Origin of the sequence: Caldovatus aquaticus, assembly GCF_019458025.1 — a bacterium.
Taxonomy (GTDB): Bacteria; Pseudomonadota; Alphaproteobacteria; order Acetobacterales; family Acetobacteraceae; genus Caldovatus; species Caldovatus aquaticus.
The window spans coordinates 16,820-41,688 of sequence record NZ_JAHZUY010000012.1; the positions used below are offsets into that span (position 1 = coordinate 16,820).

Here is a 24,869-nt window from a genome sequence, read left to right on the forward strand (position 1 = left end):
TCCTACGCCGCCCGCCGCGGGCGCGTCGCCACCAGCGCGCCGGCCGGGCCGAGGCGGGCGGTCCAGCCGCGGCCGATCCAGTGCGTGGCGAAGGGTTCCTCGACCAGGGCCGGTCCCTCGATGCGGTCGGCGGGCGTCAGCGCCGCGCGGTCGAAGACCGGCGCCTCGCACCAGGCGCCGTCGGCGAAGACGCGGCGGCTGCCCTTGCGCGCGGGCCGCGCGGCGGGACGCGGCTCGCCGACCTCGGGCCTGGGGAGGCGGCCGGTGGCGATCGCGCGCAGCGTCACGATCTCCACCGGCTCGTCCGGGTTGGCGTAGCTGAAGCGCCGGCGGTGCGCGGCGTGGAAGGCGGCGGTCAGGCGCGCGAGCGCCGCGGCGTCCGGCGCGGCCACCGCGCCCCAGGGGATCAGCAGCTCGAAGGCCTGGCCGACATAGCGCATGTCGGCCGCGATCTCGATCGCGCGCGCCTCGGGCGGGATGCCGTCGCGCGCGAGGCGGGCCTCGGCCTCGGCGCGCAGCGCGGCGACGGTCTCGGCGATCGCCGGCAGGGCGGCGGGCGCGGCGCGCAGCAGGCGCGAGCGCGCGACGTCCTGCACCAGGTCCGAGAACAGGATGCCGTAGGCGGAGAGCGTGCCGGGCTCGCGCGGGAAGATCACCTCGGCGATGCCGACCTCGGCCGCCACCTCGGTCGCGTGCAGGCCGCCGGCGCCGCCGAAGGAGAGCAGCGCGAAGTCGCGCGGGTCGAGCCCCTTCTCGAACAGGGAGAGGCGGATGGCGGCGCCGAGATTGGCGTTGGTGACGGTGAGGATGCCCTCCGCCGCGCCCTCGGGCGAGAGGCCGAGCCGCGCGCCCACCCGGCGCGCGATCGCCGCGCGCGCCGCCGCCGGGTCGAGGCGCATCATCCCGCCGAGGAAGTAGCCGGGATCGAGCCGGCCGAGGACGAGGCTGGCATCGGTCACGGTCGGCTCGGTCCCGCCGCGGCCATAGGCCACGGGCCCGGGCTGCGCCCCGGCGCTCCGCGGCCCGACCGTCAGGCGCCCCCCGGCGTCCACCGCGGCGATCGAGCCGCCGCCCGCGCCGATGGTGCGCATCTCCACCATCGGCAGGCGCACGGGCAGGCGGTCGATCTCGCCCTGGGTCACGACCGAAACGCGGCCGTCCTGCACCACCGAGACGTCGAAGGAGGTGCCGCCCATGTCCACCGCGACCAGGTTCGGCCGGCCGAGGAGCTGCGCCAGCCGCCCCGCCGCCAGCGCCCCGCCCGAGGGGCCGGAGAGCAGGAGCCGCGCCGGCTGCTCCGCGGCGGTGCGCAGGCTGCACACGCCGCCGTTGGACTGCACGAGGAGGACGCGCGGCCGGAAGCCGCCCTCGCCCAGCCGCCGCTCGAGCCGCTCGAGATAGGCCCGCACCACTGGCATCAGCAGCGCGTTGAGCACGGTGGTGGAGGTGCGCTCGTATTCGCGGATCTCCGGGCTGACCTCGGAGGAGAGGGAGAGCGGCAGGTCCGGGCGCGCCGCCCGGAGCAGCGCGGCGAGGCGCCGCTCGTGCGCCGGATTGGCGTAGGCGTGCAGCAGCGAGATGGCGACGCACTCCGCGCCGAGCGCCGCGATCCGCGCGAGCAGCGCGGGCAGGGCGGCCTCCTCCAGCGGGCGCTCGACGGTGCCGTCGGCGCGCAGCCGCTCGGCCACGCCGAGGCGGCGGTCGCGCGGGATCAGCACCGGGAAGGGGTCGGGCGCGAGGGCGTAGATGTCGCGGCGGACGTGCCGGTTGATCTCCAGCACGTCCTCGAAGCCGGCGGTGGTGAGCAGCACGCCGCGCGCGAGGCGGCGCTCCAGCACCGCGTTGGTGGCGATGGTGGTGCCGTGCAGCAGCAGGCCGACCTCGGCGAGGGCGAAGCCGAAGTGCGCGGCCGCCTCGCGCACGCCGGTCACGAGGCCGAGCGAGGGGTCGTCCGGCGTGGTCGGGGTCTTCCAGGCGTGCACCAGGCCGGTGCGGGCGTCGAAGATCTGGAGGTCGGTGAAGGTGCCGCCGATGTCCACGGCGATCCGCACCGGGCGGAGGGGCTCGTCGCTCTGGGTCACCAAGGCGTTCCTGGGGTCCTGCGGACGGGGCGCGCAGTGTGCGGCGCCCCGGCGCGCCTGACCAGGGGCGGCGGCGCCGGGGGAGCGCCGTGCGGGGCGGTCAGCCGCCGGCGCGGCCGCGCTCGATCAGCGCCGCGGAGCCGACGATCTCGGCGTAGCGCTCGCCGGCGTCGAGGCGGGCGAGGGTGCGCTTCTCCTCCTCCTGCATGGCGATGGCCCGCCGCGCCGCCCACTCGATGTCGGCGGGGTCGAGCACGAGGACGCCGTTCTCGTCCGCGAACACCGCATCGCCGGGTCGCACCGCCACGCCGCCGCAGGAGACCGGCACGCAGAAGCCGCCGCCCAGGCCGAGGATCTTGGTCGTGACCGGGGAGAGCCCGCGCGCCCAGACCGGGACGCCGCAGGCGCGCAGCTCGGCGATGTCGGTCACGAAGCCGTCCACCACGATGCCGGCGAGGCCGGCCTTGCGTGCGGCATAGGCCACCGCCCCGCCGACGCAGGCGTGGCGGAGGTCGCCGCAGCGGTCGATCACCAGCACGTCGCCCGGCCGCGCCTGGCCGACGGCGTGGTGCACCATGACGGCATCGGCCCCCGGGGCGCGCACCGTCACGGCGGTTCCGGCGATGCGGACGCCGGGGAGCAGGGCGCGGATCGCGGGGTCGAGGAAGCCGGTGTGCAGGAAATGGCCGATCGTCGCCGGCTCCGCCTGGCGCAGCAGGTCGAGCAGGCGGTCCCCGATCGGCGGCGGCAGCGGGGCGAGCGTGTACATCGGGCCTCCCTCGGCCGTGGCCGGTTGCGGACGGGCCCGGCGTCCGGCGCCGGCGGCGCGGAGGCGGGCCGCCCGATCTCGCCGCGGTCCGGGACGCCCGGTCAAGGCGGAAGGGCGGCGGCGCGCCGCTTGCCTCGCGCGCGCCGCCAGTGCCAAGCTTCCCCGGTCCGGAACGGCGCCCGCCCCGGAACTCCCGGGCGCGGAGCGTCCCGAGGGAGGGAGGTTCACGTGACCATGCGCACCCTGCTCGGCGCCGCCCTCGCGGTGCTGCTGCCGGCGCTGTTCGGCGGCGCCTCGGCGCAGGACCTGCCCAGGCTGCAGTTCAAGGCGATCGGCCTCAACAGCCCGACCGTCGCCTCGTCCGTGGACGAGATCCCGTTCTGGCGCGAGACGATCCCCCGCGCCTCGAACGGCGCCATCAGCGTGGACATCACGCCGCTCGACCAGATGGGCATCGACGACAAGACGATGCTCCGCCTGCTCCGCCTCGGCGTGATGGACTTCGCGGGCATGGACATCTCGAAGATGGCGGGCGACGACCCGCGCTTCGAGGGCTGCGACCTCGCCGGCCTCACGCTCGACATCGAGCGCGCGCGCGCCGCCTGCAACGCCTGGCGGGCGGTGATGGACCGGCAGATGCAGCGCAACTGGAACGCGCGGCTGCTCGCGATCGGCGGCAACCCGCCGCAGGTGTTCTGGTGCCGCACCGTCGTCCGCGGCCTCGAGGACCTGCGCGGCAAGAAGATCCGCGTCTTCAACAACACCATGCGCGACTTCCTGCAGGGCATCGGCGCGACCGCGGTCAGCATGGCCTTCGCCGAGGTGGTTCCGGCGCTCAACAACGGCGTCGTGGACTGCGCCGTGACCGGCAGCCTGTCGGGCAACACCGCGGGCTGGCCGGAGGTGACGCGCTCCCTCTATCCGATGTCGCTCGGCTGGAGCATCAACGTGCTGGCGGTGAACCTCAACACCTGGAACCGGCTCGAGCCGCGGGTGCAGGCCTTCTTCCTCGAGCAGGCCAGGGCCTACGAGGAGCGCATGTGGAACACGCTGCGCGAGGCGACGGCGCAGGCGGACAACTGCAACACCGGCCGCCAGCCCTGCACCATGGGGCGGCTCGCCAGCATGACCATCGTGCCGGTCAAGCCGGAGGAGCAGGAGCTGCACCGGCGCCTGGTCGAGGGGACGGTGCTGGCGAACTGGGCCCGCCGCTGCGGCGCCGAGTGCGCGCGGGAGTGGAACGAGACCGTCGGCCGGACCCTTGGCCTCGCCGCTCCCGTGCGCTGAGCGCCCGCGCCGCCCGCCGCGGGGCGCAACCGCCGGCGCGCCGCCGCCCGCCGGCGCCGCGCGCGCGCGAGGAGGCGCCTGATGCTCGCGGCCGCGCACCGCGTGGCCCGGGCGGGCCTCTGGCTCGGCGGGCTGCTGATCCTGCTCGCCGCCCTCCTGATCGGCGTGGACGTGGCGCTGCGCAAGCTGTTCGTCGCCTCGATCGGCGGCGCGGACGAGCTCGCGGGCTACGCGCTCGCGATCGGCACGGCCTGGTCGCTCGCCGCCGCCCTGCTCGATCGGGCGCACATCCGGATCGACAGCTTCTACCTGCTGCTCCCGGGCCCGGTGCGCGCGGCGCTGGACCTGATCGGCCTCGCGCTGTTCGTCGGCTTCTTCGCCCTGGTCGGCTGGCACGGCATCGGCGTGCTGCGGCAGTCCTGGGCCTCGGGCTCGCGCAGCCAGTCGGCGCTGGAGACGCCGCTCGTGCTGCCGCAGGCGCTCTGGCTCGCGGGCCTCCTCGTGTTCGTGGCGATCGGGGCGGTGCTGTTCCTCGCCGCGCTCGGCCGCCTGCTCGCGGGCGACCGCGCCGCGGCCAGCCGCCTCGTCGGCACGCGCTCGGCCCAGGAGGAGGTCGAGGAGGAGATGCGCGCCGCCGCGGCGCGCCGGGAGGCGGTCGGCCCGTGATCGCGACGGCGCTGCTCATCCTGCTCGGGCTGCTCGCGGCCGCGGTGCCGGTGGCGGCGGCGCTCGGCGCGCTCGGCCTCGCGCTCGACCAGATCTACGCCCGCTTCCCGCTCTCCCTCGCCATGGGGGAGCTCGCCTGGTCCACCTCCAACTCCTTCCTTCTGGTCGCCATCCCCTTCTTCGTGCTGCTCGGCGAGATCCTGCTGCGCTCCGGCATGGCGGAGCGGATGTACGCCGCGCTGGTGCAGTGGATGCCGTGGCTGCCGGGCGGGCTGATGCACTCGAACATCGTCGCCTGCGGGCTGTTCGCGGCGACCTCCGGCTCCTCCGTCGCCACCGCGGCGACGATCGGCACCGTCGCGCTCGGCGAGGTCGAGCGGCGCGGCTACAACGAGCGGCTGTTCCTCGGCACCATCGCCGCGGGCGGCACGCTCGGCATCCTGATCCCGCCCTCGATCAACATGATCGTCTATGGCGTGCTGACCGAGACCTCGATCCCGCAGCTCTACCTCGCCGGCATCCTGCCCGGCGCGGTGCTGACCGCGCTGTTCAGCCTGACGGTGCTGGCGGCGTGCCTGCTGCGCCCCGGCCTCGACGGGGCGCGGGTGGCGACGAGCTGGGAGGGGCGCTGGCGCTCGCTGCCCGACCTGCTGCCGCCGCTCCTCATCTTCGTCGCGGTGATCGGCTCGATCTACGCCGGCCTCGCCACGGCGACGGAATCGGCGGCGCTCGGCGTGCTCGCCGCGCTCGCCCTCGCTGCCTGGAAGCGGCGGCTGACGGGGGCGATGCTGCGCGCGGCGTTCGAGGGCACGATGCGCACCACGGCGATGATCATGGCCATCCTGATCGCCGCCTACTTCCTAAACTTCGTCATCACCTCGATCGGCCTCACCGCGCAGGTGAACCGCGCCATCACCGGCCTCGGCCTCTCGCCGATGGAGCTGCTCCTGGTGGTGATCGGCTTCTACCTGGTCCTCGGCATGTTCATGGAGACGCTCTCCATGATGGTGGCGACGGTGCCGATCATCGCCCCGCTCATGTTCCACGCCGGATTCGACCCGGTGTGGTTCGGCGTGCTCGTCATCCTGCTGATGGAGACGGCGATGATCACGCCGCCCGTCGGGATCAACCTCTACGTCGTGCAGGGGCTGCGCCGGCGCGGCCGCATCGACGACGTGATCCTCGGCGTCGCGCCCTTCGTGCTGACGCTGCTCGTCATGATCGCGATCCTGGTCCTGTGGCCGGAGCTCGCGCTCTGGCTGCCGCGCCGCGTCGCCGGAGGCTGACGCCCCCCGGCCGCCACGCCTGCCGCGCCCGCGCGGACCGCCCCCGGCGCGGGACGCCGTGCGGGAGGCGCAGGCGCTGGTCACCGCACACCACGCCGGCGGGCGCTTCCGCGCGCATCCCGCCCCCCTTTGAGCGCCACCCGCCGCACGATCCTTCGCCGCCGCGCGCGGCGGGGCGCGGCGGGCCGCCTCCGGCCGCGGCGAGGGGCTATGCCGCGCGCGCCCGGCGGCGTAGCCTCGCCGCACGGCACGCGCCCGAGCGGAGTGCCGTCCCGGGCCACAAGGGGAAGCGGGGGAGCCGGAAACGACCATGGCCGATATCCAATACCTGGCGCCGCGGACGCTGGACGAGGCGGTGGGCGCCTACGCCGCGGCCGCGGGCGCCGCCCGCATCCTGGCGGGCGGCACCGACCTGCTGGTGCAGATGCGGTCCGGCGCCGTGCGGCCCGGGGTGATCATCGACATTAAGAAGATCGCCGAGCTGACCCGCATCGAGGAGACCCCCGACGGCGGCTTCCGCATCGGCGCCGCGGTCACCGGCGCCGCGCTGGCGGAGCACCCGCGCTTCGGCAAGGTCTGGCCCGGCGTGCTGGAGGCGGTGAACCTGATCGGCTCGAAGCAGGTGCAGGGCCGCGCCTCGCCGGGCGGCAACCTGTGCAACGCCTCGCCCGCCGCCGACAGCGTGCCGGCGCTGGTCGCGGCCGGCGCGACCGTGACGGTGCAGGGCCCGAACGGGCGGCGCGAGATGCCGGTGGAGGCGGTTCCCGCCGGCCCGGGCCGCACCAGCCTCGCGCCCGGCGAGATCGTCGTCCGCTTCACCCTGCCGCCGCGGCCCGCGGGATCGGGCGACGCCTATCTGCGCATGATCCCGCGCACGGAGATGGACATCGCCGTGGTCGGCTGCGGCGTCAACCTGACGCTCCGCGACGGCGCCGTCACCGCGGCGCGCGTGAGCCTCGGCGCCGTCGCCCCGACCGTGCTGCTGGTCGAGGACGCGGCGAAGGCCTTGATCGGCTCGCGGCTCGAGGAGGCGGCGCTGGAGGCCGCCGCCGCCGCCTGCCGCGCCGCCTGCCGGCCGATCAACGACAAGCGCGGGACGATCGCATACCGCACCAGGGTCGCGGGGGTGCTGCTGAAGCGCGCCGCCGCGATCGCCGCCGAGCGCGCCGGGAGGGCCTGAGGCCATGGCCAAGCTGCACGTGTCCACCACCATCAACGGCGAGCCGGTGGAGTTCCTCTGCTCGCCGCAGCAGAGCATGCTCGAGGTGCTGCGCAACACGCTCGGCCTGACCGGCACGAAGGAAGGGTGCGGAACGGGCGACTGCGGCGCCTGCAGCATCACGCTGGACGGGCGGCTGGTCTGCTCCTGCCTGATGCTCGCCGCGGAGGCCGAGGGGCGCGAGATCGGCACCATCGAGGGCATGGCCCAGGGCGACCGGCTGCATCCGCTGCAGCGGAAGTTCCTCGAGCTCGCGGCGCTGCAGTGCGGCATCTGCACGCCGGGGGTCCTGGTCGCGGCCAAGGCGCTGCTCGACCGCAACCCCGACCCGACCGAGACCGAGGTGCGCTACTGGCTCGCCGGCAACCTCTGCCGGTGCACGGGCTACGACAAGATCGTCCGCGCGGTGCTCGAGACGGCGGCGGAGATGAGGGAGGAGGCAGCGCGATGAACGTCGTCAGCAACAAATGGATCGGCCAGCGCACCATCCGCCCCGACGGCGCCGACAAGGTCACCGGGCGCGCCGCCTACGCCGCCGACGCCACCATGCCCGGGATGATCTGGGGCAAGATCCTGCGCAGCCCGCACCCGCACGCCCGCATCCGCTCGATAGACACCTCGAAGGCCGAGGCGCTGCCGGGCGTGAAGGCGGTGGTGACGGCGAAGGACATCGTGGACTTCCCGGTGGACACGCCGGTGCCGCTCGGCATCCAGGACATGCGCTGGATGTGCCGCAACGTCATGGCGCGCGAGAAGGCGCTGTTCCACGGCCATCCCGTCGCCGCCGTCGCCGCCACCACGGAGGAGATCGCGGCCGAGGCCTGCCGGCTGATCGAGGTGGACTACGAGGTCCTGCCCTGGGTGATCGAGATCGAGGACGCGATCCGGCCCGACGCGCCGATCCTGCACGACTTCCTCCGCTTCGAGGGCAGGCCCTCGAACATCGCCGGCAAGCTCGAGCACAGGCTCGGCGACGTCGAGGCCGGCTTCGCCGAGGCCGACGTCGTGATCGAGCGCAGCTTCGCGACGCGGCCGGTGCACCAGGGCTACATCGAGCCGCACGCCTGCCTGGTCAGCGTCGCCCCGGACGGCAAGACGACGATCTGGAGCTCGAGCCAGGGCCAGTTCATGGTGCGCGCCATGACCTCGCTGCTGACGGGCATCCCGCAGAGCGACATCCGCGCCATCCCGGCCGAGATCGGCGGCGGCTTCGGCGGCAAGACCATCATCTACCTCGAGCCCGTGGCGGTGATGCTGTCGAAGAAGTCGGGCCGGCCGGTGAAGATGGTGATGACGCGCGAGGAGGTGATGCGCGCCACCGGCCCGACCTCCGCCTCGCGGAGCACGGTGAAGATCGGCGCGAGGAGGGACGGCCGCATCGTCGCCGCCCAGGGCACCTTCTACCTGCAGGCCGGCGCGCTGCCCGGCTCGCCGATCCGCGGCGCCGCCGGCTGCGCCTTCGCGCCCTACGACATCCCGAACGTGCACTCGGTCGGCTACGACGTCGTCTCCAACCGATCGAAGGTCGCCGCCTACCGCGCGCCCGGCGCGCCGATCGGCGCCTACGCGGTGGAGTGCGTGCTCGACGAGCTCGCCGAGGCGCTGGGGATGGACCCGCTGGAGCTGCGGCTGAAGAACGCGGCGCGGCAGGGGACCAAGGCGGCGCACGGGCCGGTCTATCCGCGCATCGGCTTCGCCGAGACGATCGAGGCGGCGCTCGCGCACCCGCACTACAAGGCGCCGCTCGGCAAGCGCCAGGGCCGGGGCGTCGCCTGCGGCTTCTGGTTCAACGCCGGCGGCGAATCGAGCGCGCAGGTGAACGTCACCGAGGACGGCAACGTGGTGGTGACCACGGGCCATCCGGACATCGGCGGCTCGCGCGCCTCGATCGCCAACATCACGGCGGAGCTGCTCGGCATAGACTATCGCCGCGTCTCGGTGCTGATCGGCGACACGGCGACGATCGGCTACAGCAACCTCACGGGCGGCAGCCGCGTGCTGTTCGCCTCGGCGACGGTGGTGACGCAGTCGGTCGAGAAGGTGATCACCCAGCTCCGCGAGCGGGCGGCGAAGATCTGGGGCATAGACCCCGACGCGGTGAAGTGGGAGGACGGCCAGGCGCTTCCCGCCGGCGACAACGCGGGCAGGTTCCCGCCGCTCACGCTCAAGCAGCTCGCCGCGAAGGCGAGCGAGACGGGCGGGCCGATCGGCGCCGGCGTGCAGCTCAACACCACCGGCGCGGAGGGCGGCTTCGCCACGCACATCTGCGACGTCGAGGTGGACCCGGAGCTCGGGATCGTGCGGGTCGTGCGCTACACGGCCTTCCAGGACGCCGGGCGGGCGATCCATCCGGGCTACGTCGAGGGCCAGATGCAGGGCGGCGTCGCCCAGGGCATCGGCTGGGCGCTCAGCGAGGAATACGTCTACGACCGGCAGGGCCGCGTGGACAACGCGAGCTTCCTCGACTACCGGATGCCGGTCTGCTCCGACCTGCCGATGATCGACACGGTGATCATCGAGGTGCCGAACCCGAAGCACCCGCAGGGCGTGCGCGGCGTCGGCGAGGTGCCGATCGTGCCGCCGCTCGCCGCGATCTCCAACGCGGTCTACAACGCGCTGGGCCGGCGCTTCTACAGCCTGCCGATGTCGCCGCCGAAGGTGCTCGCGACGCTGGAGGGGGCCGCGGCGTGAGGCGCGGCTGAGGCAGGCCCGCCGCGCGCACGGCGCCGGGGCCGCGAGGAGCGCGCTCCCGTCCGCCCGCGTCTCCGTGGTGGAGGCGCGCCCTACGGCGCGCCGGCGCCCGGCGGCGCCGGCCGCTTCAGCAGCTTCCAGGTGGAGGTCGCGAACGCGACCAGCGCGCCCGTCGCGTCGCGCGCCTCCGCCCGCAGGAACCAGGTGCCGCCGCGGCGCAGCGCCTCCCCGCGGCAGACCACGCGCCCGCCGCGCACCGGCGCCAGGTACTGGATCTTCATCTCGAGCGTGGTGCCCGGCCCGGCGTGGCGGTTGATCAGGTGGCCCATGGCGATGTCGAGCGCCGTGGCCAGGATGCCGCCGTGCAGCGTGCCCTGCGGGTTGAACATGAAGTCCGCGACGTCGAAGGCGACCTCGCAGGCCTCGCCGGGATAGCTGACCTCCAGCCCCAGGAGGCGGGCGAGGAAGAAGTCGCCGAAGACCTCCCGCGTGCCGGCGGCGGCGCGCTCGAAGGCGGCGCGCGCCTGCGCCTGGTCGACGCGGCGGGGGGTGGTGGATTCGCTCATCGCGCTCCGGAAGGGATGCAACGGGTTCCGCACCATGTCCGCGAGGGCCCGCTCCGGCCGCCGTGCCGCGGCGCGCCTGCCGGCCGGCCGGCGGGCGGCGCGCCTCAGCCCGTCAGGGCGATCGCCAGGGCGATGCCGCCCGCGAGGACGGCGGCGGCGCCGGCGATGCGGCGGGCCGCCGGCATCCCCGCTGCGCCGGTCTCGCCCAGCGGGCCGCGCGCCGCGGCCATCACCGCGAGCCCCAGCGCGCCCTGCACGGCGGCGAGGCCGGCCAGGTAGGCGCCGATCGGCCCGGCCTCCGCGCCCACGACGGCCTCGCCATAGGCGTGGCCGTGGAACAGGCCCGCCAGGGCGAAGGCGGCGATCAGCGCCCCGCCGCCGACCGCCCCGCGCGTCAGCAGCAGCATCGCGCCCGCGCCGAGGGCGGAGAGCGCGACGGTCGCCTCCACCGGGCCGAGGCCGATGCCCCGGAGGTGCAGCAGGGTGCCGGCCGTGCCGGCCAGCACGAAGGCCAGTAGCGCCGCCGTTCCCGTCCTGCGCGCCGGCGCCCCGGCCGCGAGGACGCCGGCGGCGACGAGGAACGCCAGGTGGTCGAGCCCGATGACCGGGTGGCCGATGCCGGAGGCGAGCCCCTGCCACAGGGACTGCGGCGTCGCGCCGCCCATCGCGTGATGGGCGTGCGCCAGCCCCGGCGCGGTGCCGATCGCGCAGACGGCGGCGACGAGAGGGCGGGTGAGGCGGATCGTCATCGGTCGGTCCCCGGTGGGCTGGCGGTCGGCCGGCATGCTCGCCGCCGCGCGGGCGGACGGCAAGCCGTCGCCGGCATCCGGGCGTGCCCGGCCGCGCTCGGCCGCAGGCGCGCGGTCCCCGCGGCGCGCCGGCGCGCGCGGCGGCGGCCCTAGCCGCGCAGGTAGCGCTCCGCCGCGTCCGCCAGCACCTGGCAGCCGAGCACCAGGTCCTCCTCCTTCGTGTCCTCGGCCCAGTGGTGGCTGATGCCGCCGATCGAGGGCACGAACAGCATCGCCGCCGGCATGCGCCGCGCGATGTACTGCGCGTCGTGCCCGGCGCCGCTCGGCATGTACTGCCAGAGCCCGGGCGCGTGCCGCTCGGCGGCGGCGGCGAGCGCCGCCTGCATCGCCGCGTCGCAGAGCGCCGGCGTGGCGCGGCTGACCTGCTCGAGCGTCGCCGGGCAGCGCTCGCGCCGGTTGCTCTCGCGCACCAGGGCGCGCAGCGTCTCCTCCATGCGCTCCAGCACCGCCATCGAGACGTCGCGGAACTGGAACAGCACCTCGGCCCGGCCCGGGATGATGCTCGGCGCGCCCGGCTCGAGGACGATGCGCCCCGTGGTCCAGGTGCTGCGCTCGCCGCAGACGCGCGGGAATTCGCGGTCGATCGCGGCGAGCAGGCGGACCGCGGAGAGGCCGGCGTCGCGGCGTTCCGCCATGGTGGTGCCGCCGGCGTGGTCCTGCTGGCCCTCGAACACGATCCGCCACTGCCAGATGGCGACGATCCCCGTCACCACGCCGAGGCGCAGCCCCGCCTTCTCGAGCTGCGTCCCCTGCTCGATGTGCATCTCGAGGAAGCCCTTGTGCCGGCCCGGCTCGAGCCGCAGGCGCGGCCTGCCGGCAAGGCCCGCCGCGGCGAGCGCCTCGCGCAGCGGCGTGCCGTCGTTGCGGCTTCGGCTGCGGTCTATCTCCTCCTCCGAGAGGTCGCCGATGATCGAGCGGCTGCCGAGGAAGCCGCCCTCGAAGTGGCCCTCCTCGTCGGCGAAGGCGCAGACGTCCACCGGCAGCCCGGCGCGCGCCAGCGCCACCCCCGCCACGACGCCGAGCGCGCCGTCGAGCCAGCCCGCATGGTTCTGCGATTCGATGTGGCTGCCGACGAGCAGGTGCGGGCCCGGCCCCTTGTGGCGGCCATAGACGTTGCCGATGCCGTCCAGGCTCGGCTCGAGCCCGCATTCGGCCAGGCGCTCCATCAGCCAGCGGCGCGCCTCCATGTCCTGCGGAGAGTAGGTCGGGCGGTGCACGCCCGTCCGGTAGGCGCCGATCCGGCGGAGATCGTGCAGGTCCTTGAGGAAGCGCTCGGCGTCAATGCGCGGCATCGGTCCCTCCTCGCCCTCAGCGGCTCTCGAGCGTCAGGCCGCCGTCCACCACCACCGTCTGGCCGGTGACCATGCCGGCGCCGGCGAGCAGGAAGACCATCACCTCCGCCAGGTCCTCCGGCCGGCAGCGGCGCTTGAGCAGCGCCTTCTCGGCGCTCGCCCGGCGCCGCTCCTCGGTCCACTCGACCATCCATGAGGAGTCGACCGCGCCCGGCGCCACCGCGTTCACCCGCACCTCCGGCGCCAGGCCGCGCGCGAGGTTCTTGGTCAGGCTGATCACGCCCGCCTTGGTCGCGCCGTAGGCCATCGAGGAGCCGGGGCTGTCGAGGCCGGCGATGGAGGCGACGTTGACCACCGCGCCTCGCGCCGCGCGCAGCGCCGCCGCCGCCGCCTTGGTGCAGCGGAACACGCCGAGCAGGTTGACCTGCAGCACGGTGGTCCACAGCTCCTCGGTCAGCCGGTCGAATTCGTCGGGGCGGATCAGGGTGCGCGTCCCCGGCGTGCCGGCGTTGTTCACCAGGTAGTCGAGCCGGCCGAGATCGGCGATCGCCCGCTCCACCATCCGCGGGCAGTCCGCCGCGTCGCCCACGTCGCCGGGCGCCGCGATCACGTCGCGCCCGAGGCCGCGCAGGCGCGCCACCTGCTCCGGCCCGCGCGGATCGCCGGGCAGGTGGTTGATCGCCACCCGGCAGCCGCTCGCCGCCAGCAGCTCCGCCGTGGCGAGGCCGATGCCGGAGGCGCCGCCGGTGACGAGCGCCGTCTTGCCCCTGAGGTCGTAGGTGATCATTCGCCGCTCCGCTCCATTCCCGCCATGGTGCCGATCCGCCGCAGCGCCTGCTTCAACGCGATCAGCCGCCGGTCGCGCTCCTCGAACAGCGTGGCGGGGTCCTTGCCGCCCCAGTCGTAGAAGCCGGCGCCGGACATCACGCCGGTCCGGCCCTCGGCGACCAGCCGGTCGAGCGTCTCGCAGCGGCCGCGCACCGGCGGCGGCTCGTACATCCGGTTGCGCAGCGCGTGCTGCATCATCGGCAGGCCGGTGAAGTCCGCCTTGGCGAAGACGCCGAGGATCGGCAGGCGCAGCGCGATGCCGTGGACGATCGCGGCGTCGATCTCCTGGGCAGTCGCGATGCCCTCGTCGAGCAGCCTCTGCACCTCGAGGCCGATCGCCGACTGGATGCGGTTGGCTATGTAGCCGGGGACGAAGCGGCGCATCACGATCGGCTGCTTGCCCATCGCCGCGCACATCGCGCGCACCGTCTCGACCGCCGCCGGGTCGGTCCGCGGGCCGCCGACGATGTCCACCAGGTCGCAGAGATAGGGCGGCGTGTACCAGTGCGCGATCAGCGTCCGGGGCTGCCGCCGTTCCGGCACCAGCGGGAAGATGTCGAGGTAGGAGGTGTTGGAGGCGATGATCGCCTCCTCCGGCGCCAGCCGGTCGAGCTCGGCGAACAGGGCGCGCTTGGCCTCCGGGTCCTCGACGATCGCCTCGACGATCAGCTCCGCCCCCTCCACGCATTCGGCGAGCGAGCCGTGGCGCGTGACGGCCTGCGCGAGACGCGCGGAGGTCCACTCCGCCGGCGCCTCGCCGCCCGCGACCAAGGAGGCGAGCGCCTTCTCCATCAGGCCCTGTGCCCGGGCGAGGGTCTCGGGGTTGCTGTCGGTCAGGCGGACGCGATGGCCGCCGAGCGCGAAGACCAGCGCGAGCGCGTGGCCCATCGTGCCGGCGCCGAGGACGGCGATGCGACTCATCCCGGATGGATCCTCCGTCGTGGCGGGCGGCCGGGGCCGAGCGGACGCCGCGGCCGGAAGCGCCCCAAGCTGCCCCGCGCCGGCTGCGCCGGCAAGCGGGGGCCGCTCAGGGCGCCGGCCGGCGGCGCAGCAGGTAGCGCTGCCGCCCCTCCAGCACCAGCTCGCCGCGCTGGTTGTGCACCGTGCTCCGCATCCCGACCACGCCGGTGGTGCGCTGCGGCGTCAGCTCGTCCACCACCAGCGCCGGGTAGAGCGTGTCGCCGACGAAGACCGGGCGCAGGAAGCGGCTCGACTGCTCGAGGAACCCCTTGAGCGACTCCTCGACGAGGTGGGGGAACAGGCCGGCGCCGGCCGCGGTCTGGATCAGCACCTGGAAGCCGTGGGCGAGCATGTGCGGCAGGCCGCGCGCCCGGCAGTACGCGGCGTCGTAGTGGAGCGGGTGGTTGTCGCCGCTCGCCGCCTGGAAGGCGAGGAAGACGGCCTCGGTCATGGTGCGGCTCGGCAGGGCGAAGCGCTCGCCGAGGGTGAAGTCCTCGAACCAGCGCTGCTGCGGCACCAAGCGGTGGGCGCGCGGGTCGAACGCCGCGGTCACGGCGCGGCCCCGCCGCCCGCGGCGGGGCCGCGGCGAGCGCCGGGGCGGGGGGCGCGGGGCGTCTGCATGGGGCGCGCAGGATAGGCCGCCGCCGCGCCGCGGTCATCCGCGCGGCCGCGGCGCCCGCCGCCCGCCCGCACCGCGCCCCGGGGCCCGGTCCGGTTGCCTTCGCCGTCGCTTCCGGCTACCGCCCGCCCGCCGTGCCCGACTTATCCACAGCCCCCCCTGCCGCCGCGCCGCTGCGGACGGCGGATTTCGACTTCGCCCTGCCCGAGCGCCTGATCGCCCAGGCGCCGGCGCGGCCGCGCGACTCCGCGCGCCTCCTGGTGGTGCCGCCGGCGGGACCGTTCGCCGACCGCATCGTCCGCGATTTGCCGGCGCTGCTCGCGCCCGGCGACCTCCTGGTGGTGAACGACACGCGCGTGATCCCGGCCCGCTTGCGCGCCCGGCGCGGCGCGGCGCGGTTCGAGCTGCTGCTGAACCGCGCGGAGGGCGGCGGGATCTGGCAGGCGCTGGTGCGCAACGCCCGCCGGCTGCGCCCGGGCGAGCGGGTGGAGATCGAGGGCGCGCCCGGCTGCGCCGCGCGCGTCCTCGGCCGCGACGGGGAAGGCGCGGTGCGCCTCGACTTCGGCGCCGATCCGGCAGCGCTCGCCGCGGCGCTGGAGCGGGCCGGGGAGGTGCCGCTGCCGCCCTACATCCGCCGCCCCGACGGGCCGCGCCCCGAGGACGCCGCCGACTACCAGACCGTGTTCGCCCGCGTTCCCGGCGCCGTCGCCGCCCCGACCGCGAGCCTGCACTTCACCGAACCGCTGCTCGCCGCGCTCGCGGCGCGCGGCGTCCGGCGCACCACCGTCACGCTGCATGTCGGCGCCGGCACCTTCCTCCCGGTGCGCGCCGAGGACCCGCGGGCGCACCGCCTGCACGCCGAATGGGGCGAGGTCGGCGAGGAGGCGGCGGCGGCGATCGCCGCCGCGCGGCGCGAGGGGGGGCGGATCGTCGCGGTCGGCACCACCGCGCTCCGGCTGCTCGAGACCGCGGCGGCGGCGAGCGGCGAGGTGCGGCCGTTCCGCGGCCTGACCGACCTCTACATCCTGCCCGGCCACCGCTTCCGCACCGCCGACCTCCTGCTGACCAACTTCCACCTGCCGCGCTCGACGCTGTTCATGCTGGTCTCGGCCTTCGCCGGCACGGCGCGGATGCAGGCCGCCTACGCGCACGCGATCGCCCGCGAATACCGCTTCTACAGCTATGGCGACGCGACGCTCCTCCACCGGGACGACACCCCATGACCCTGCGCTGGGCCCTGGTCGCGAGCGACGGCGCGGCGCGCGCCGGCGTGCTGCACACGGCGCATGGCGCGGTGGAGACGCCGGTCTTCATGCCGGTCGGCACCGCCGGCACGGTGAAGGCGATGACGGCCGAGGCGGTGCGCTCCACCGGGGCGCGGCTGGTGCTCGGCAACACCTACCACCTGATGCTGCGCCCGGGGGCGGAGCGCGTGGCGCGGCTCGGCGGGCTGCACCGCTTCATGGACTGGCGCGGGCCGATCCTGACCGACTCGGGCGGCTACCAGGTGATGAGCCTGTCCGAGCTGCGCGAGATGGACGAGGGCGGCGTCACCTTCCGCAGCCACCTGGACGGCACGCGCCACCGCCTGACGCCGGAGCGCAGCGTCGAGATCCAGCGCCTGCTCGGCGCCGACATCGCCATGTGCCTCGACGAGTGCACGCCCTTCCCGGCGACGGAGGCCGCGGCGGCGGCGTCCATGCGCCTCTCCATGCGCTGGGCGGCGCGCTGCCGCGCCGCCTTCGTGCCGCGGCCGGGCCACGGCCTGTTCGGCATCGTCCAGGGCGGCGTCTATCCCGAGCTGCGCGCGGAGAGCGTCGCCGCGCTGACCGCGATCGGCTTCGAGGGCTACGCCATCGGCGGCCTCGCCGTGGGCGAGGGGCAGGCGGCGATGTTCGCGGTGCTCGACGGCACGGTGCCGCTGCTGCCGGCGGACCGGCCGCGCTACCTGATGGGCGTCGGCACCCCGGCCGATCTGGTCGGCGCCGTCCGGCGCGGGGTGGACATGTTCGACTGCGTCCTCCCGACCCGCTCCGGCCGGACCGGCCGGGCCTATACCCGCCGGGGGGTGCTGAACCTGCGCAATGCCCGCCACGCCGAGGACCCGGGCCCGCTCGATCCCGCCTGCGGCTGCCCGGCGTGCAAAAATCACTCGCGCGCCTATCTGCATCACCTGTTCAAGGCGCGCGAGATGCTCGGGCCGATGCTGCTCACCTGGCACAACCTCCAGTACTACCAGGACCTGATGCGGGGCCTGCGCGCGGCCATCCTCGCCGGCCGCTTCGAGGAGGCGGCGGCGGAGGCGGCCGCGGGCTGGACGGCGGAGCCCGCGGAAGCGGCGGAGGCGGCGGCATGAGCGGCGCCCCCGACCACGCCGAGCTGACGCAGCTCGGCCGGCCCGCCCGCATCCCGGACAGCCCGGCGGCGGCGGTGCTGGAGCGGATCGCCAACCCGCACCCGGACCTCCTCTACTGCGTCCGCTTCACCGCGCCGGAATTCACCACGCTCTGCCCCGTCACCGGCCAGCCGGACTTCGCGCACCTGGTCATCGACTACGTGCCCCACAGCTGGATCGTCGAGAGCAAGTCGCTCAAGCTCTACCTCGCCTCCTTCCGCAACCACGGCGTCTTCCACGAGGCCTGCACGCTGGAGATCGCCAAGCGGCTGATCGCCACCCTCGCGCCGCACTGGCTGCGGATCGGCGGCTACTGGTACCCCCGCGGCGGCATGCCGATCGACGTGTTCTACCAGTCGGGCGAGCCGCCGGCCGGGGTGTGGATCCCGCCGCAGGGGGTGCAGCCCTACCGTGGCCGCGGCTGAGGCACCGGGCGATCCGCGCGCGGCGATCCGCGCCGAGGCGCTCCGGCTCGGCTTCGACGCGGTGGGCTTCGCGCGCGCGGAGCTGGGCCCGGAGGTGCGCGAGCGTCTGCGCGCCTTCCTGGACGCCGGAATGCACGGCGAGATGGGCTGGATGGCGGAGCGCGCGGAGCAGCGCGCGCATCCGAAGGCGCTGTGGCCGGAGGCGGCGAGCGTGATCGCGCTCGGCGTCTCCTACGCGCCGGCCGGGGACCCGCTGGCGACGCTCGCCCGGCGCGACCGCGGCACGATCAGCGTCTACGCCCGCAACCGCGACTACCACGACGTGCTCAAGAGGCGCCTCAAGGCGCTCGCGCGCTTCATCGTCGGGCGCTGGCCGGGCGCGGACCTCAAGGTGTTCGTGGACACCGCGCCGGTGATGGAGAAGCCGCTCGCGCAGCGCGCCGGGATCGGCTGGCAGGGCAAGCACACCAACCTGGTCTCGCGCGCGCACGGCTCCTGGCTCTTCCTCGGCGAGATCTACACCACGCTGCCGCTCGCGCCCGACCCGCCGGAGCAGGACCACTGCGGCTCCTGCCGCCGCTGCCTCGAGGCCTGCCCGACCGCCGCCTTTCCCGCGCCCTACCGCCTCGATGCGCGGCGCTGCATCAGCTACCTCACGATCGAGCACCGCGGCCCGATCCCGCACGCGCTGCGGCCCGCCATCGGCAACCGCATCTACGGCTGCGACGACTGCCTCGCCGTCTGCCCCTGGAACAAGTTCGCCCGCGCCCATGCCGAGCCCGCCTTCCTGCCGCGCGCCGCGCTGTCCGCCCCCCGCCTCGCCGAACTCGCCGCGCTCGACGATGCCGCCTTCCGCGCGCTGTTCGCGGGCAGCCCGATCAAGCGGATCGGCCGCGGCCGCTTCGTGCGCAACGTGCTGATCGCGATCGGCAACGCCGCCGACCCGGGCCTGCGCCCCGTCGCGCAGGCGCTGGCCGAGGACCCCGATCCGGTGGTCGCCGAAGCCGCGCGCTGGGCGGCGCAGCGCCTGGAGGCCGTGACCGGATGAGCGACGACGGCGCCCTCGTGCTGTTCAGCGGCGGCCAGGACAGCGCCACCTGCCTCGCCTGGGCGCTCGCGCGCTTCGCGCGCGTCGAGACGGTCGGCTTCGACTACGGCCAGCGCCATCGCGTCGAGCTGGACTGCCGCGCCGCCTTCCGCGCCGGGCTCGCCGAACGCTTCCCGGACTGGGCGGCGCGGCTCGGCGAGGACCACCTGCTGCGGCTCGACGCGCTCGGCGCCGTCTCCGAGACGGCGCTGACGCGCGAGGCGGCGATCGCGCCCGGCGAGGACGGCCTGCCCAACACCTTCGTCCCCGGCCGCAACCTGATCTTCCTCGCCTTCGCCGCCGCCCTCGCCTGTCGCCGCGGCCTCAGCCACCTGGTCGGCGGCATGTGCGAGACCGACTCCTCGGGCTATCCCGACTGCCGCGACGACGCGATCAAGGCGATGCAGGTCGCGCTCAACCTCGGCATGGCGCGCCGCTTCGTGCTGCACACCCCGCTGATGTGGCGCGACAAGGCGGCGACCTGGCGGCTCGCCGAGGCGCTCGGCGGCGCCGCCCTCGTCGCGCTGATTGCCGAGCACACCCACAGTTGCTATGTCGGCGACCGGGCGCACCGCCACCCCTGGGGGTATGGCTGCGGCGCCTGCCCGGCCTGCGAGCTGCGCCGCCGCGGCTTCGAGGCCTATCGCGCCGCCCTCCCGCACCAGACCGCACCGCCATGACCGACCGTGATCCCCGCGCCGAGGGCCTGCTGTTCCTGCTCGGCTTCGGCCTCTGCATCCCCGCCGCGAACTGGCTGATCCAGAACGTCGGCACGGCCTGCGTGCCGCAGGGCGGCCCGTGCCTGATCCCGGTCGCCCCGGGCGGCGTGATGGCGCCCTCCGGCGTGCTCCTGGTCGGCCTCGCGCTGGTGCTGCGCGACCTGGTGCAGCGCCGGCTCGGCCTGCGCTGGGCCGCCGGTGCGATCCTCGCCGGCACCGCGCTCTCCGCTCTGCTCGCCCCGCCCGCCCTCGTCCTCGCCTCCGCCGCCGCGTTCCTCCTCAGCGAATTCGCGGACCTCGCGGTCTATACGCCGTTGCAGCGGCGCGGCCTGATCGCCGCCGTGGCGGCGAGCAGCGTCGTCGGGCTGGTGGTGGACAGCGTGGTGTTCCTCTGGCTCGCCTTCGGCAGTCTCGACTTCCTGGCCGGCCAGGTGGTCGGCAAGGCGTGGATGGTGCTCGCCGCCCTGCCCTTCCTGCACTGGCTGCGCCGGCGCGACGCGCGGCTCGGCATCGCGCCGGCCTGAGGGTCGCGGCCGGCGCGGGCCGCCGCGCGCTCAGTCGGCGGCGATGCGGTGCTCGCGCACCACGCGCGACCAGGTGGCGATCTGCTGGTCGAGGAACCGGCGCAGGGTCTCGGGGTCGGACAGCACCAGCCGCGCCTGCTGCGTCTCGGTCATCTGCCGGCGCGCGCGCTCCTCCGACAGCGCCTCGCGCAGCGCGGCGTTCATGCGGGCGACGACCGGCGCGGGCGTGCCGTGCGGCGCGAACACGCCCCACCAGGCCTCGGCCTGCAGGCCGGGGAATCCGCTCTCCTCCGCCGTCGGCACCGCGCCGAGCGCGGGCAGGCGCTCGGGACCGAACTGCGCCAGGGGGCGCAGCGTGCCCGCGGCGATCTGCGGCATCAGCAGCGCGGCGCTGCCGATCATCATCTCGACATGTCCGGCCACCGCGTCGTTCACCGCGAGGCCGCCGCTGCGGTAGGGCAGGTGGGGCATGCGGATGCCGGCCCGCTCCTGCAGCAGGACCATCGTCAGGTGGCCGATCGTGCCGTTGCCGGTCGAGCCGAAGCTCACCCGCTCCGGCCGCGCCTTCGCCGCGGCGACGACGTCGGCGAGGCTGCGGTAGGGCTTGTCCGGCTTGCAGGCGATCACGTAGGGCGCGCCGCCGATCAGCATCACCGGGTCGAGATCGCGCGTCAGGTCGAAGGGCAGGCTCGGCAGCAGCGCCGGCATCACCGCGTGGCTGTCGAAGGTGACGAGCCAGGTCTGCCCGTCCGGCGGCGCCTTCGCCACCACCGCCGTGCCGATCGAGCCGGCCGCGCCCGAGCGGTTCTCGACCACGATCGGCACGCCGAGGCGCTGCTGCAGGCCGGGCGAGACCAGCCGCGCCACCGCGTCCGTCGAGCCGCCGGGGGCGAAGGGCACGACGAGGCGCACCGGGCCGTTCGGCCAGGATGCCGCGGGCTGCGCCCGGGCCGCGCCGGCGAGGCCCGCGACCAGCGCCCCCGCCGCGGCCCGTCTCGAAACAGCGATCATCGGAACCTCCCCACACTCCGCCGCGCCGACCGGGACGAAACCGCCGCTCAGCGGTCCTCCAGATCGAGCGTGCTCGGATGGAACAGCGCCTCGGGCTCGATCGCCCGCGCCGCCAGCCCGTCGTGCACGGCGAAGCGGATCATCGCCGCGATCTCCGCGCGGTTGCGCGCGAAGCCGTAGGGCCAGGGGTCGCCGCCCATGAACGCGGTCTGCGCCGCCGCCTCGGCGGCGATCCAGGGCAGCGAGACGCGCAGCACGTTCACCATGGCGAGCTCGGCGAGCGAGAGCGCCTTGGCGCGAGCGAAGGCGCGGAACAGCTCGACCGGCAGCCAGGGATGGCGCTCGGCGACGTCGCGCCGCACCGCGAGGCAGTGCATGATGGGGAAGAAGCCGCTCGCCTTGAACCAGGCTTGCTCCGCGGCGCGATAGTCCGGGAACAGCCGGTCCACCGGGGCGCTGCGCTCGAGGAAGCAGGCCGGCGGCCGCGGCGCGATCAGCGCGTCCAGCCGGCCCGCCGCCAGCGCCGCCTCCAGCGGCTCGCCGAGCGGGCGCACGTCGAGGCCGTCCGGCAGCGCGATCGCCACGCGCTCGCCCGCCGTGCGCCAGGCGATGCCGCGCGTGTCCACGCCGTAGTGCTCGCGCAGGATGCCGCGCACCCAGAGCGCCGCGGTCTGCTGGTATTCCGGCAGGCCGACGGTGCGGCCGGCGAGGTCGCCCGGCGCGCGGATGCCGCGGTCGGAGCGGACGTAGATCGCCGAGTGGCGGAAGGCGCGCGAGAGGAAGACCGGCACGCCGACATAGGGCGCATCCCCGCGCGCGGTGGTGACGATGTGGCTGCCCATGGAGAGCTCCGTCACCTCGAAGGCGCGGTCGCGCAGCGCGCGGCGGAAGATGTCCTCCGGCTCCCCCGGCAGGCCGATGAAGCGCACGCCCGGCACGGCGACGCGCCCGTCGAGGACCGGCCGCGTGCGGTCGGTCGCGACGCAGGCGAGCGAGAGCGTGATCTCGCTCATGCGGCGTCCATCGCGGCCGCGATGGTCTCGCGCGTGAACGGCATCGCCCGCACCTGCACGCCGAGCGCGTCGCGGATCGCGCCGGCCAGCGCGGCGACGGTGGGGGCGAGGGCGCACTCGCCCGCGCCGAGCGGCGGCTGGTCCGGGCGAGGGAGCAGCCGCACCGCCACCGCCGGGACCTCGGAGAAGCGCAGGATCGGGTAGGTCTCCCACGAATCGCTGGTGACGCGGCGGCGATCGAAGCGCACCGCCTCCTTCAGCGCCATCGAGACGCCGTGGATCGCGCCGCCCTCGAGCTGGTTGGCGACGCCGTCGGGGTTGATCGCCTCCCCGACATCGGCCGCGATCCAGAGGCGCCGCGCGCGCACCTCCGCCTCCGCCGCGATCTCGGCGATCACCGCGCACCAGGCGCCGCTGTTCTTGTAGCGCGCGAAGCCGACGCCCATGCCGACGCCCTCGCGGCGCGCGCGGCCCTCCCAGCCGGCCATCTCCGCGACCGCGCGCAGCACCTCCGCCGCGCGCGGATCGTCGAGGTGGCGCAGGCGATAGGCGATCGGGTCCGCGCCGGCGCGCGCGGCGAGCTCGTCCATCGTGGACTCGATCGCCCAGACGTTCACCGGCGCGCCGAGGCCGCGCAGCGCCGAGCTGCGCAGCGGCATCACGGTGAGGCGGCGGAGGTCCACGCGCAGCCGCGGCACGCGGTAGAGCGGCACCGCGTTGCGCTGCGCCCCGCCGCCGCCCGCCATCGGCGGGTTGATCGAGGGCGGGACGGGAACGCCGCCCTCGACATACTCGCCCGAGAGCAGGGTCGGCTCCGCGCCGCGCCCCGGGCGGGAGGAATGGCCGTTGCCGATGATCTCCGCCCGCCAGGAGACGAGGTTCCCGGCGGCGTCGGCCGCCGCCTCCACCTCCACCAGCATGGCCGGGGAGAAGGGCGCCCAGCCGAGCTCCTCCGTCCGGCTCCACAGCACGCGCACCGGCCGGCCCGGCGCCGCCCGCGCCGCCAGCGCCGCATCGAGCGCGACGTCGTCGGCCCCGTTGTGGCCGTAGCAGCCGGCGCCCTCGACATGGCGCACGACGATCCGCTCGGGCGCGATCCGCAGCACCTTGGCGAGGTCGGCGCGCAGATTGTAGATGCCCTGGCTGTGGGTCCAGACCTCCAGCGCCCCGTCGCTCCAGCGCGCCACGGCGCAGCAGGTGCCGATCGAGGCGTGCGCGACGGGCGGGCGGAAGAAGGTCGCGCGCACCACGCTCGCCGCCGGCGCCGCCGCGCCGTCGCGCTCGGCGACGAGGGAGCGCTCGTGCGGCGCCGCGCGCAGCCAGTCGGCGAGCGCGCCCTCCTCCGGCAGCGTGTCCGCCTCCTGCCAGCGCGCCCGCGCGGCGAGGCGCGCCGCGGCCGCCTCCGCGTCGTGCTCGGCGGCGGCGAGAACCGCGAGGAAGGACCCGTCGCGCACGACGCGCGCCTCGCCCGGCAGCGGCCCTTCGCGCACCTCGAGGAGCCGCGCGCCGCGCGCCGGGGGGCGCACCACGCGGGCGTGCAGCATCCCCGGCAGGCGCAGGTCGTGCACGAAGCGCGCGGCGCCGAACACCTTGTCCGGCAGGTCGAGCCGCGGGGCGGAGGTGCCGGCGACGCGCCGCGCCGCGGGCGGCTTCGGCCTCGCCTCCGGCAAGGCCTCGCATTCCAGCAGCGCGTCGTCGGCCTGCGCCCAGTAGGACCCCACCGGCCCGGCCGGGCCGAGGAAGGTGCCGTCCTCCACCCGCAGCGCCGCGAGCGGCACGCCGGTGCGCTGCGCCGCGACCGAGAGGTGGATCGCACGCGCGTTGGCGCAGGCGTGGCGCAGCGCCGCGCCGCAGTCCTGCACCGACAGGCTGCCGGAGGTGACGCCCTCGTTCGGGCTGTCCGGCGTCGCCGCCGGCTGCACGCGGATGCGCGCCAGCGCGACGTCGAGCTCGTCGGCCGCGATCTGGGCGAGCGCGGTCAGGATGCCCTGGCCGAGCTCCACCTTGCCGGGCCGGATGGTGACGAAGCCTTCGCGGTGGAAGGTCAGCCACTGCGCGAGCCGGCGATTGGTGTGCAGGCTGCCGGGCAGGCGCGGCCGCCCGTCCTCCGGCGTCACCAGCCCGTGGAACTGCGCGCCGCCGCTCATGCCCGGGCCTCCTCTCCGCGCAGCGCGCCGGCGGCGCGGCGCACCGCGCGGACGATGCGGTTGTGGCTGCCGCAGCGGCAGAGATGCGGCTCGAGCGCGGCGCGGATCGTCGCCTCGTCCGGGTCGGGATCGCGCGCGAGCAGCGCCGCCGCGCTGACCAGGATGCCGGAGAGGCAGAAGCCGCACTGCCCGGCCTGCTCGGCGAGGAAGGCGGCCTGCAGCGGATGCGGCCGCTCCGGCGTGCCGAGTCCCTCGACCGTGCGCACCGCCTTCCCCTCGACCGCGCCGAGCGCCAGGGTGCAGGCGTGGCGCGGCACGTCGTCCACCAGCACCATGCAGGCGCCGCACTGCTCGGCGCCGCAGCCGTAGCGCGGGCCGCTGAGGCCGAGCGGGCCGCGCAGCGCGTGCAGCAGCGGCACCTCGCCCGGCAGCTCGACCGAGGCCGCCGCGCCGTTCAGGGTGAAGCGCACCATGG

At 75.5% G+C, this 24,869-nt stretch carries 24 protein-coding genes; 12 read left to right on the forward strand and 12 right to left on the reverse strand.

The features are described from left to right. Window positions 1-2: 2 nt before the first annotated feature. Window positions 3-2,081, reverse strand: a complete 2,079-nt coding sequence (locus K1J50_RS06910; protein WP_220116977.1) for a hydantoinase/oxoprolinase family protein — start codon at window positions 2,079-2,081, stop codon at window positions 3-5. A 100-nt stretch (window positions 2,082-2,181) separates the two neighbouring features. Next, window positions 2,182-2,850 (reverse strand): RraA family protein, encoded by a 669-nt coding sequence (locus K1J50_RS06915; protein WP_220116978.1) that lies wholly within the window; start codon window positions 2,848-2,850, stop codon window positions 2,182-2,184. Window positions 2,851-3,084: 234 nt separating this feature from the next. Here K1J50_RS06915 and K1J50_RS06920 point away from each other — a divergent pair, with 234 nt between their 5' ends. The 6 genes from K1J50_RS06920 to K1J50_RS06945 all read left to right on the forward strand — a co-directional run bounded on the left by K1J50_RS06920 (window position 3,085) and on the right by K1J50_RS06945 (window position 9,999). Beyond that, entirely contained in the window at window positions 3,085-4,137 is a 1,053-nt protein-coding gene (locus K1J50_RS06920) for a TRAP transporter substrate-binding protein (protein ID WP_255575020.1), read from the forward strand. A gap of 81 nt (window positions 4,138-4,218) precedes the next feature. After that, window positions 4,219-4,803 carry a TRAP transporter small permease subunit gene (locus K1J50_RS06925; protein ID WP_220116980.1) on the forward strand — a complete coding sequence of 195 codons (585 nt, stop codon included), beginning with the start codon at window positions 4,219-4,221 and terminating at the stop codon, window positions 4,801-4,803. Further along, the gene (locus tag K1J50_RS06930; RefSeq protein ID WP_220116981.1) at window positions 4,800-6,089 is read left to right on the forward strand and encodes a TRAP transporter large permease; all 1,290 of its coding nucleotides are present in this window, start codon (window positions 4,800-4,802) and stop codon (window positions 6,087-6,089) included. Before K1J50_RS06925 ends, K1J50_RS06930 begins: the two co-directional genes overlap by 4 nt. A gap of 310 nt (window positions 6,090-6,399) precedes the next feature. Beyond that, on the forward strand, window positions 6,400-7,269 hold the full coding sequence (locus tag K1J50_RS06935; RefSeq protein WP_220116982.1) for an FAD binding domain-containing protein: 870 nt from the start codon (window positions 6,400-6,402) through the stop codon (window positions 7,267-7,269). 4 nt (window positions 7,270-7,273) lie between these two features. Next, a complete protein-coding gene (locus K1J50_RS06940; RefSeq protein WP_220116983.1) occupies window positions 7,274-7,759 on the forward strand; it encodes a (2Fe-2S)-binding protein in 486 nt (161 codons plus the stop codon). After that, window positions 7,756-9,999 carry a xanthine dehydrogenase family protein molybdopterin-binding subunit gene (locus tag K1J50_RS06945; protein WP_220116984.1) on the forward strand — a complete coding sequence of 748 codons (2,244 nt, stop codon included), beginning with the start codon at window positions 7,756-7,758 and terminating at the stop codon, window positions 9,997-9,999. The genes K1J50_RS06940 and K1J50_RS06945 overlap by 4 nt, the downstream gene beginning before the upstream one ends. Window positions 10,000-10,091: 92 nt before the next feature. Here the strand turns inward: K1J50_RS06945 and K1J50_RS06950 are convergent, their stop codons facing one another. From K1J50_RS06950 to K1J50_RS06975, 6 genes are all read right to left on the reverse strand, one after another. Then, window positions 10,092-10,565 carry a PaaI family thioesterase gene (locus K1J50_RS06950; protein ID WP_220116985.1) on the reverse strand — a complete coding sequence of 158 codons (474 nt, stop codon included), beginning with the start codon at window positions 10,563-10,565 and terminating at the stop codon, window positions 10,092-10,094. 104 nt (window positions 10,566-10,669) lie between these two features. Next, entirely contained in the window at window positions 10,670-11,314 is a 645-nt protein-coding gene (locus K1J50_RS06955) for a HupE/UreJ family protein (protein WP_220116986.1), read from the reverse strand. A gap of 149 nt (window positions 11,315-11,463) precedes the next feature. Further along, window positions 11,464-12,666 carry a Zn-dependent hydrolase gene (locus K1J50_RS06960; protein ID WP_220116987.1) on the reverse strand — a complete coding sequence of 401 codons (1,203 nt, stop codon included), beginning with the start codon at window positions 12,664-12,666 and terminating at the stop codon, window positions 11,464-11,466. Between the two features lie 16 nt (window positions 12,667-12,682). Further along, window positions 12,683-13,453, reverse strand: a complete 771-nt coding sequence (locus K1J50_RS06965) for an SDR family NAD(P)-dependent oxidoreductase (protein ID WP_220116988.1) — start codon at window positions 13,451-13,453, stop codon at window positions 12,683-12,685. Beyond that, on the reverse strand, window positions 13,450-14,415 hold the full coding sequence (locus K1J50_RS06970) for a 3-hydroxyacyl-CoA dehydrogenase family protein (RefSeq protein ID WP_220116989.1): 966 nt from the start codon (window positions 14,413-14,415) through the stop codon (window positions 13,450-13,452). The genes K1J50_RS06965 and K1J50_RS06970 overlap by 4 nt, the downstream gene beginning before the upstream one ends. Window positions 14,416-14,521: 106 nt before the next feature. Next, complete coding sequence (locus K1J50_RS06975; protein ID WP_369413538.1) at window positions 14,522-15,007, reverse strand: MaoC family dehydratase; 486 nt, start codon at window positions 15,005-15,007, stop codon at window positions 14,522-14,524. 239 nt (window positions 15,008-15,246) lie between these two features. Between K1J50_RS06975 and queA the strand changes: the two genes are divergently transcribed. The 6 genes from queA to K1J50_RS07005 are packed head-to-tail and all read left to right on the forward strand — an operon-like array spanning window position 15,247 to window position 20,223. Next, window positions 15,247-16,296, forward strand: a complete 1,050-nt coding sequence (queA, locus tag K1J50_RS06980; protein WP_220117033.1) for a tRNA preQ1(34) S-adenosylmethionine ribosyltransferase-isomerase QueA — start codon at window positions 15,247-15,249, stop codon at window positions 16,294-16,296. Beyond that, window positions 16,293-17,429, forward strand: coding sequence for a tRNA guanosine(34) transglycosylase Tgt (gene tgt / locus K1J50_RS06985; protein WP_220116990.1), 1,137 nt, complete (start codon window positions 16,293-16,295; stop codon window positions 17,427-17,429). Before queA ends, tgt begins: the two co-directional genes overlap by 4 nt. Beyond that, window positions 17,426-17,893, forward strand: coding sequence for a preQ(1) synthase (queF, locus tag K1J50_RS06990; protein WP_220116991.1), 468 nt, complete (start codon window positions 17,426-17,428; stop codon window positions 17,891-17,893). The genes tgt and queF overlap by 4 nt, the downstream gene beginning before the upstream one ends. After that, entirely contained in the window at window positions 17,880-18,941 is a 1,062-nt protein-coding gene (gene queG / locus K1J50_RS06995; RefSeq protein ID WP_220116992.1) for a tRNA epoxyqueuosine(34) reductase QueG, read from the forward strand. Before queF ends, queG begins: the two co-directional genes overlap by 14 nt. Next, window positions 18,938-19,660: a 7-cyano-7-deazaguanine synthase QueC gene (gene queC / locus K1J50_RS07000; protein WP_220116993.1), complete on the forward strand. Its 723-nt coding sequence runs from the start codon at window positions 18,938-18,940 to the stop codon at window positions 19,658-19,660. The genes queG and queC overlap by 4 nt, the downstream gene beginning before the upstream one ends. Next, complete coding sequence (locus tag K1J50_RS07005; RefSeq protein WP_220116994.1) at window positions 19,657-20,223, forward strand: VUT family protein; 567 nt, start codon at window positions 19,657-19,659, stop codon at window positions 20,221-20,223. Before queC ends, K1J50_RS07005 begins: the two co-directional genes overlap by 4 nt. Window positions 20,224-20,253: 30 nt before the next feature. Here the strand turns inward: K1J50_RS07005 and K1J50_RS07010 are convergent, their stop codons facing one another. From K1J50_RS07010 to K1J50_RS07025, 4 genes are read right to left on the reverse strand one after another with little or no spacing between them, the layout of a single operon-like run. Next, complete coding sequence (locus tag K1J50_RS07010; protein WP_220116995.1) at window positions 20,254-21,234, reverse strand: tripartite tricarboxylate transporter substrate binding protein; 981 nt, start codon at window positions 21,232-21,234, stop codon at window positions 20,254-20,256. Window positions 21,235-21,281: 47 nt separating this feature from the next. Further along, window positions 21,282-22,247 (reverse strand): ABC transporter substrate-binding protein, encoded by a 966-nt coding sequence (locus K1J50_RS07015; protein WP_220116996.1) that lies wholly within the window; start codon window positions 22,245-22,247, stop codon window positions 21,282-21,284. Then, complete coding sequence (locus tag K1J50_RS07020; protein WP_220116997.1) at window positions 22,244-24,394, reverse strand: xanthine dehydrogenase family protein molybdopterin-binding subunit; 2,151 nt, start codon at window positions 24,392-24,394, stop codon at window positions 22,244-22,246. The genes K1J50_RS07015 and K1J50_RS07020 overlap by 4 nt, the downstream gene beginning before the upstream one ends. Beyond that, complete coding sequence (locus K1J50_RS07025) at window positions 24,391-24,867, reverse strand: (2Fe-2S)-binding protein (RefSeq protein ID WP_255575015.1); 477 nt, start codon at window positions 24,865-24,867, stop codon at window positions 24,391-24,393. Before K1J50_RS07025 ends, K1J50_RS07020 begins: the two co-directional genes overlap by 4 nt. Window positions 24,868-24,869 lie beyond the last annotated feature (2 nt).

Coding starts and splice junctions, on each gene's coding strand:
- K1J50_RS06915 (WP_220116978.1), bottom strand. CDS start 2,850: ATGTACACGCTCGCCCCGCTGCCGCCGCCGATCGGGGACCGCCTGCTC.
- K1J50_RS06920 (WP_255575020.1), top strand. CDS start 3,085: ATGCGCACCCTGCTCGGCGCCGCCCTCGCGGTGCTGCTGCCGGCGCTG.
- K1J50_RS06925 (WP_220116980.1), top strand. CDS start 4,219: ATGCTCGCGGCCGCGCACCGCGTGGCCCGGGCGGGCCTCTGGCTCGGC.
- K1J50_RS06935 (WP_220116982.1), top strand. CDS start 6,400: ATGGCCGATATCCAATACCTGGCGCCGCGGACGCTGGACGAGGCGGTG.
- K1J50_RS06940 (WP_220116983.1), top strand. CDS start 7,274: ATGGCCAAGCTGCACGTGTCCACCACCATCAACGGCGAGCCGGTGGAG.
- K1J50_RS06945 (WP_220116984.1), top strand. CDS start 7,756: ATGAACGTCGTCAGCAACAAATGGATCGGCCAGCGCACCATCCGCCCC.
- K1J50_RS06950 (WP_220116985.1), bottom strand. CDS start 10,565: ATGAGCGAATCCACCACCCCCCGCCGCGTCGACCAGGCGCAGGCGCGC.
- K1J50_RS06955 (WP_220116986.1), bottom strand. CDS start 11,314: ATGACGATCCGCCTCACCCGCCCTCTCGTCGCCGCCGTCTGCGCGATC.
- K1J50_RS06960 (WP_220116987.1), bottom strand. CDS start 12,666: ATGCCGCGCATTGACGCCGAGCGCTTCCTCAAGGACCTGCACGATCTC.
- K1J50_RS06965 (WP_220116988.1), bottom strand. CDS start 13,453: ATGATCACCTACGACCTCAGGGGCAAGACGGCGCTCGTCACCGGCGGC.
- K1J50_RS06970 (WP_220116989.1), bottom strand. CDS start 14,415: ATGAGTCGCATCGCCGTCCTCGGCGCCGGCACGATGGGCCACGCGCTC.
- tgt (WP_220116990.1), top strand. CDS start 16,293: ATGACCCTGCGCTGGGCCCTGGTCGCGAGCGACGGCGCGGCGCGCGCC.
- queF (WP_220116991.1), top strand. CDS start 17,426: ATGAGCGGCGCCCCCGACCACGCCGAGCTGACGCAGCTCGGCCGGCCC.
- queC (WP_220116993.1), top strand. CDS start 18,938: ATGAGCGACGACGGCGCCCTCGTGCTGTTCAGCGGCGGCCAGGACAGC.
- K1J50_RS07005 (WP_220116994.1), top strand. CDS start 19,657: ATGACCGACCGTGATCCCCGCGCCGAGGGCCTGCTGTTCCTGCTCGGC.
- K1J50_RS07010 (WP_220116995.1), bottom strand. CDS start 21,234: ATGATCGCTGTTTCGAGACGGGCCGCGGCGGGGGCGCTGGTCGCGGGC.
- K1J50_RS07015 (WP_220116996.1), bottom strand. CDS start 22,247: ATGAGCGAGATCACGCTCTCGCTCGCCTGCGTCGCGACCGACCGCACG.
- K1J50_RS07020 (WP_220116997.1), bottom strand. CDS start 24,394: ATGAGCGGCGGCGCGCAGTTCCACGGGCTGGTGACGCCGGAGGACGGG.
- K1J50_RS07025 (WP_255575015.1), bottom strand. CDS start 24,867: ATGGTGCGCTTCACCCTGAACGGCGCGGCGGCCTCGGTCGAGCTGCCG.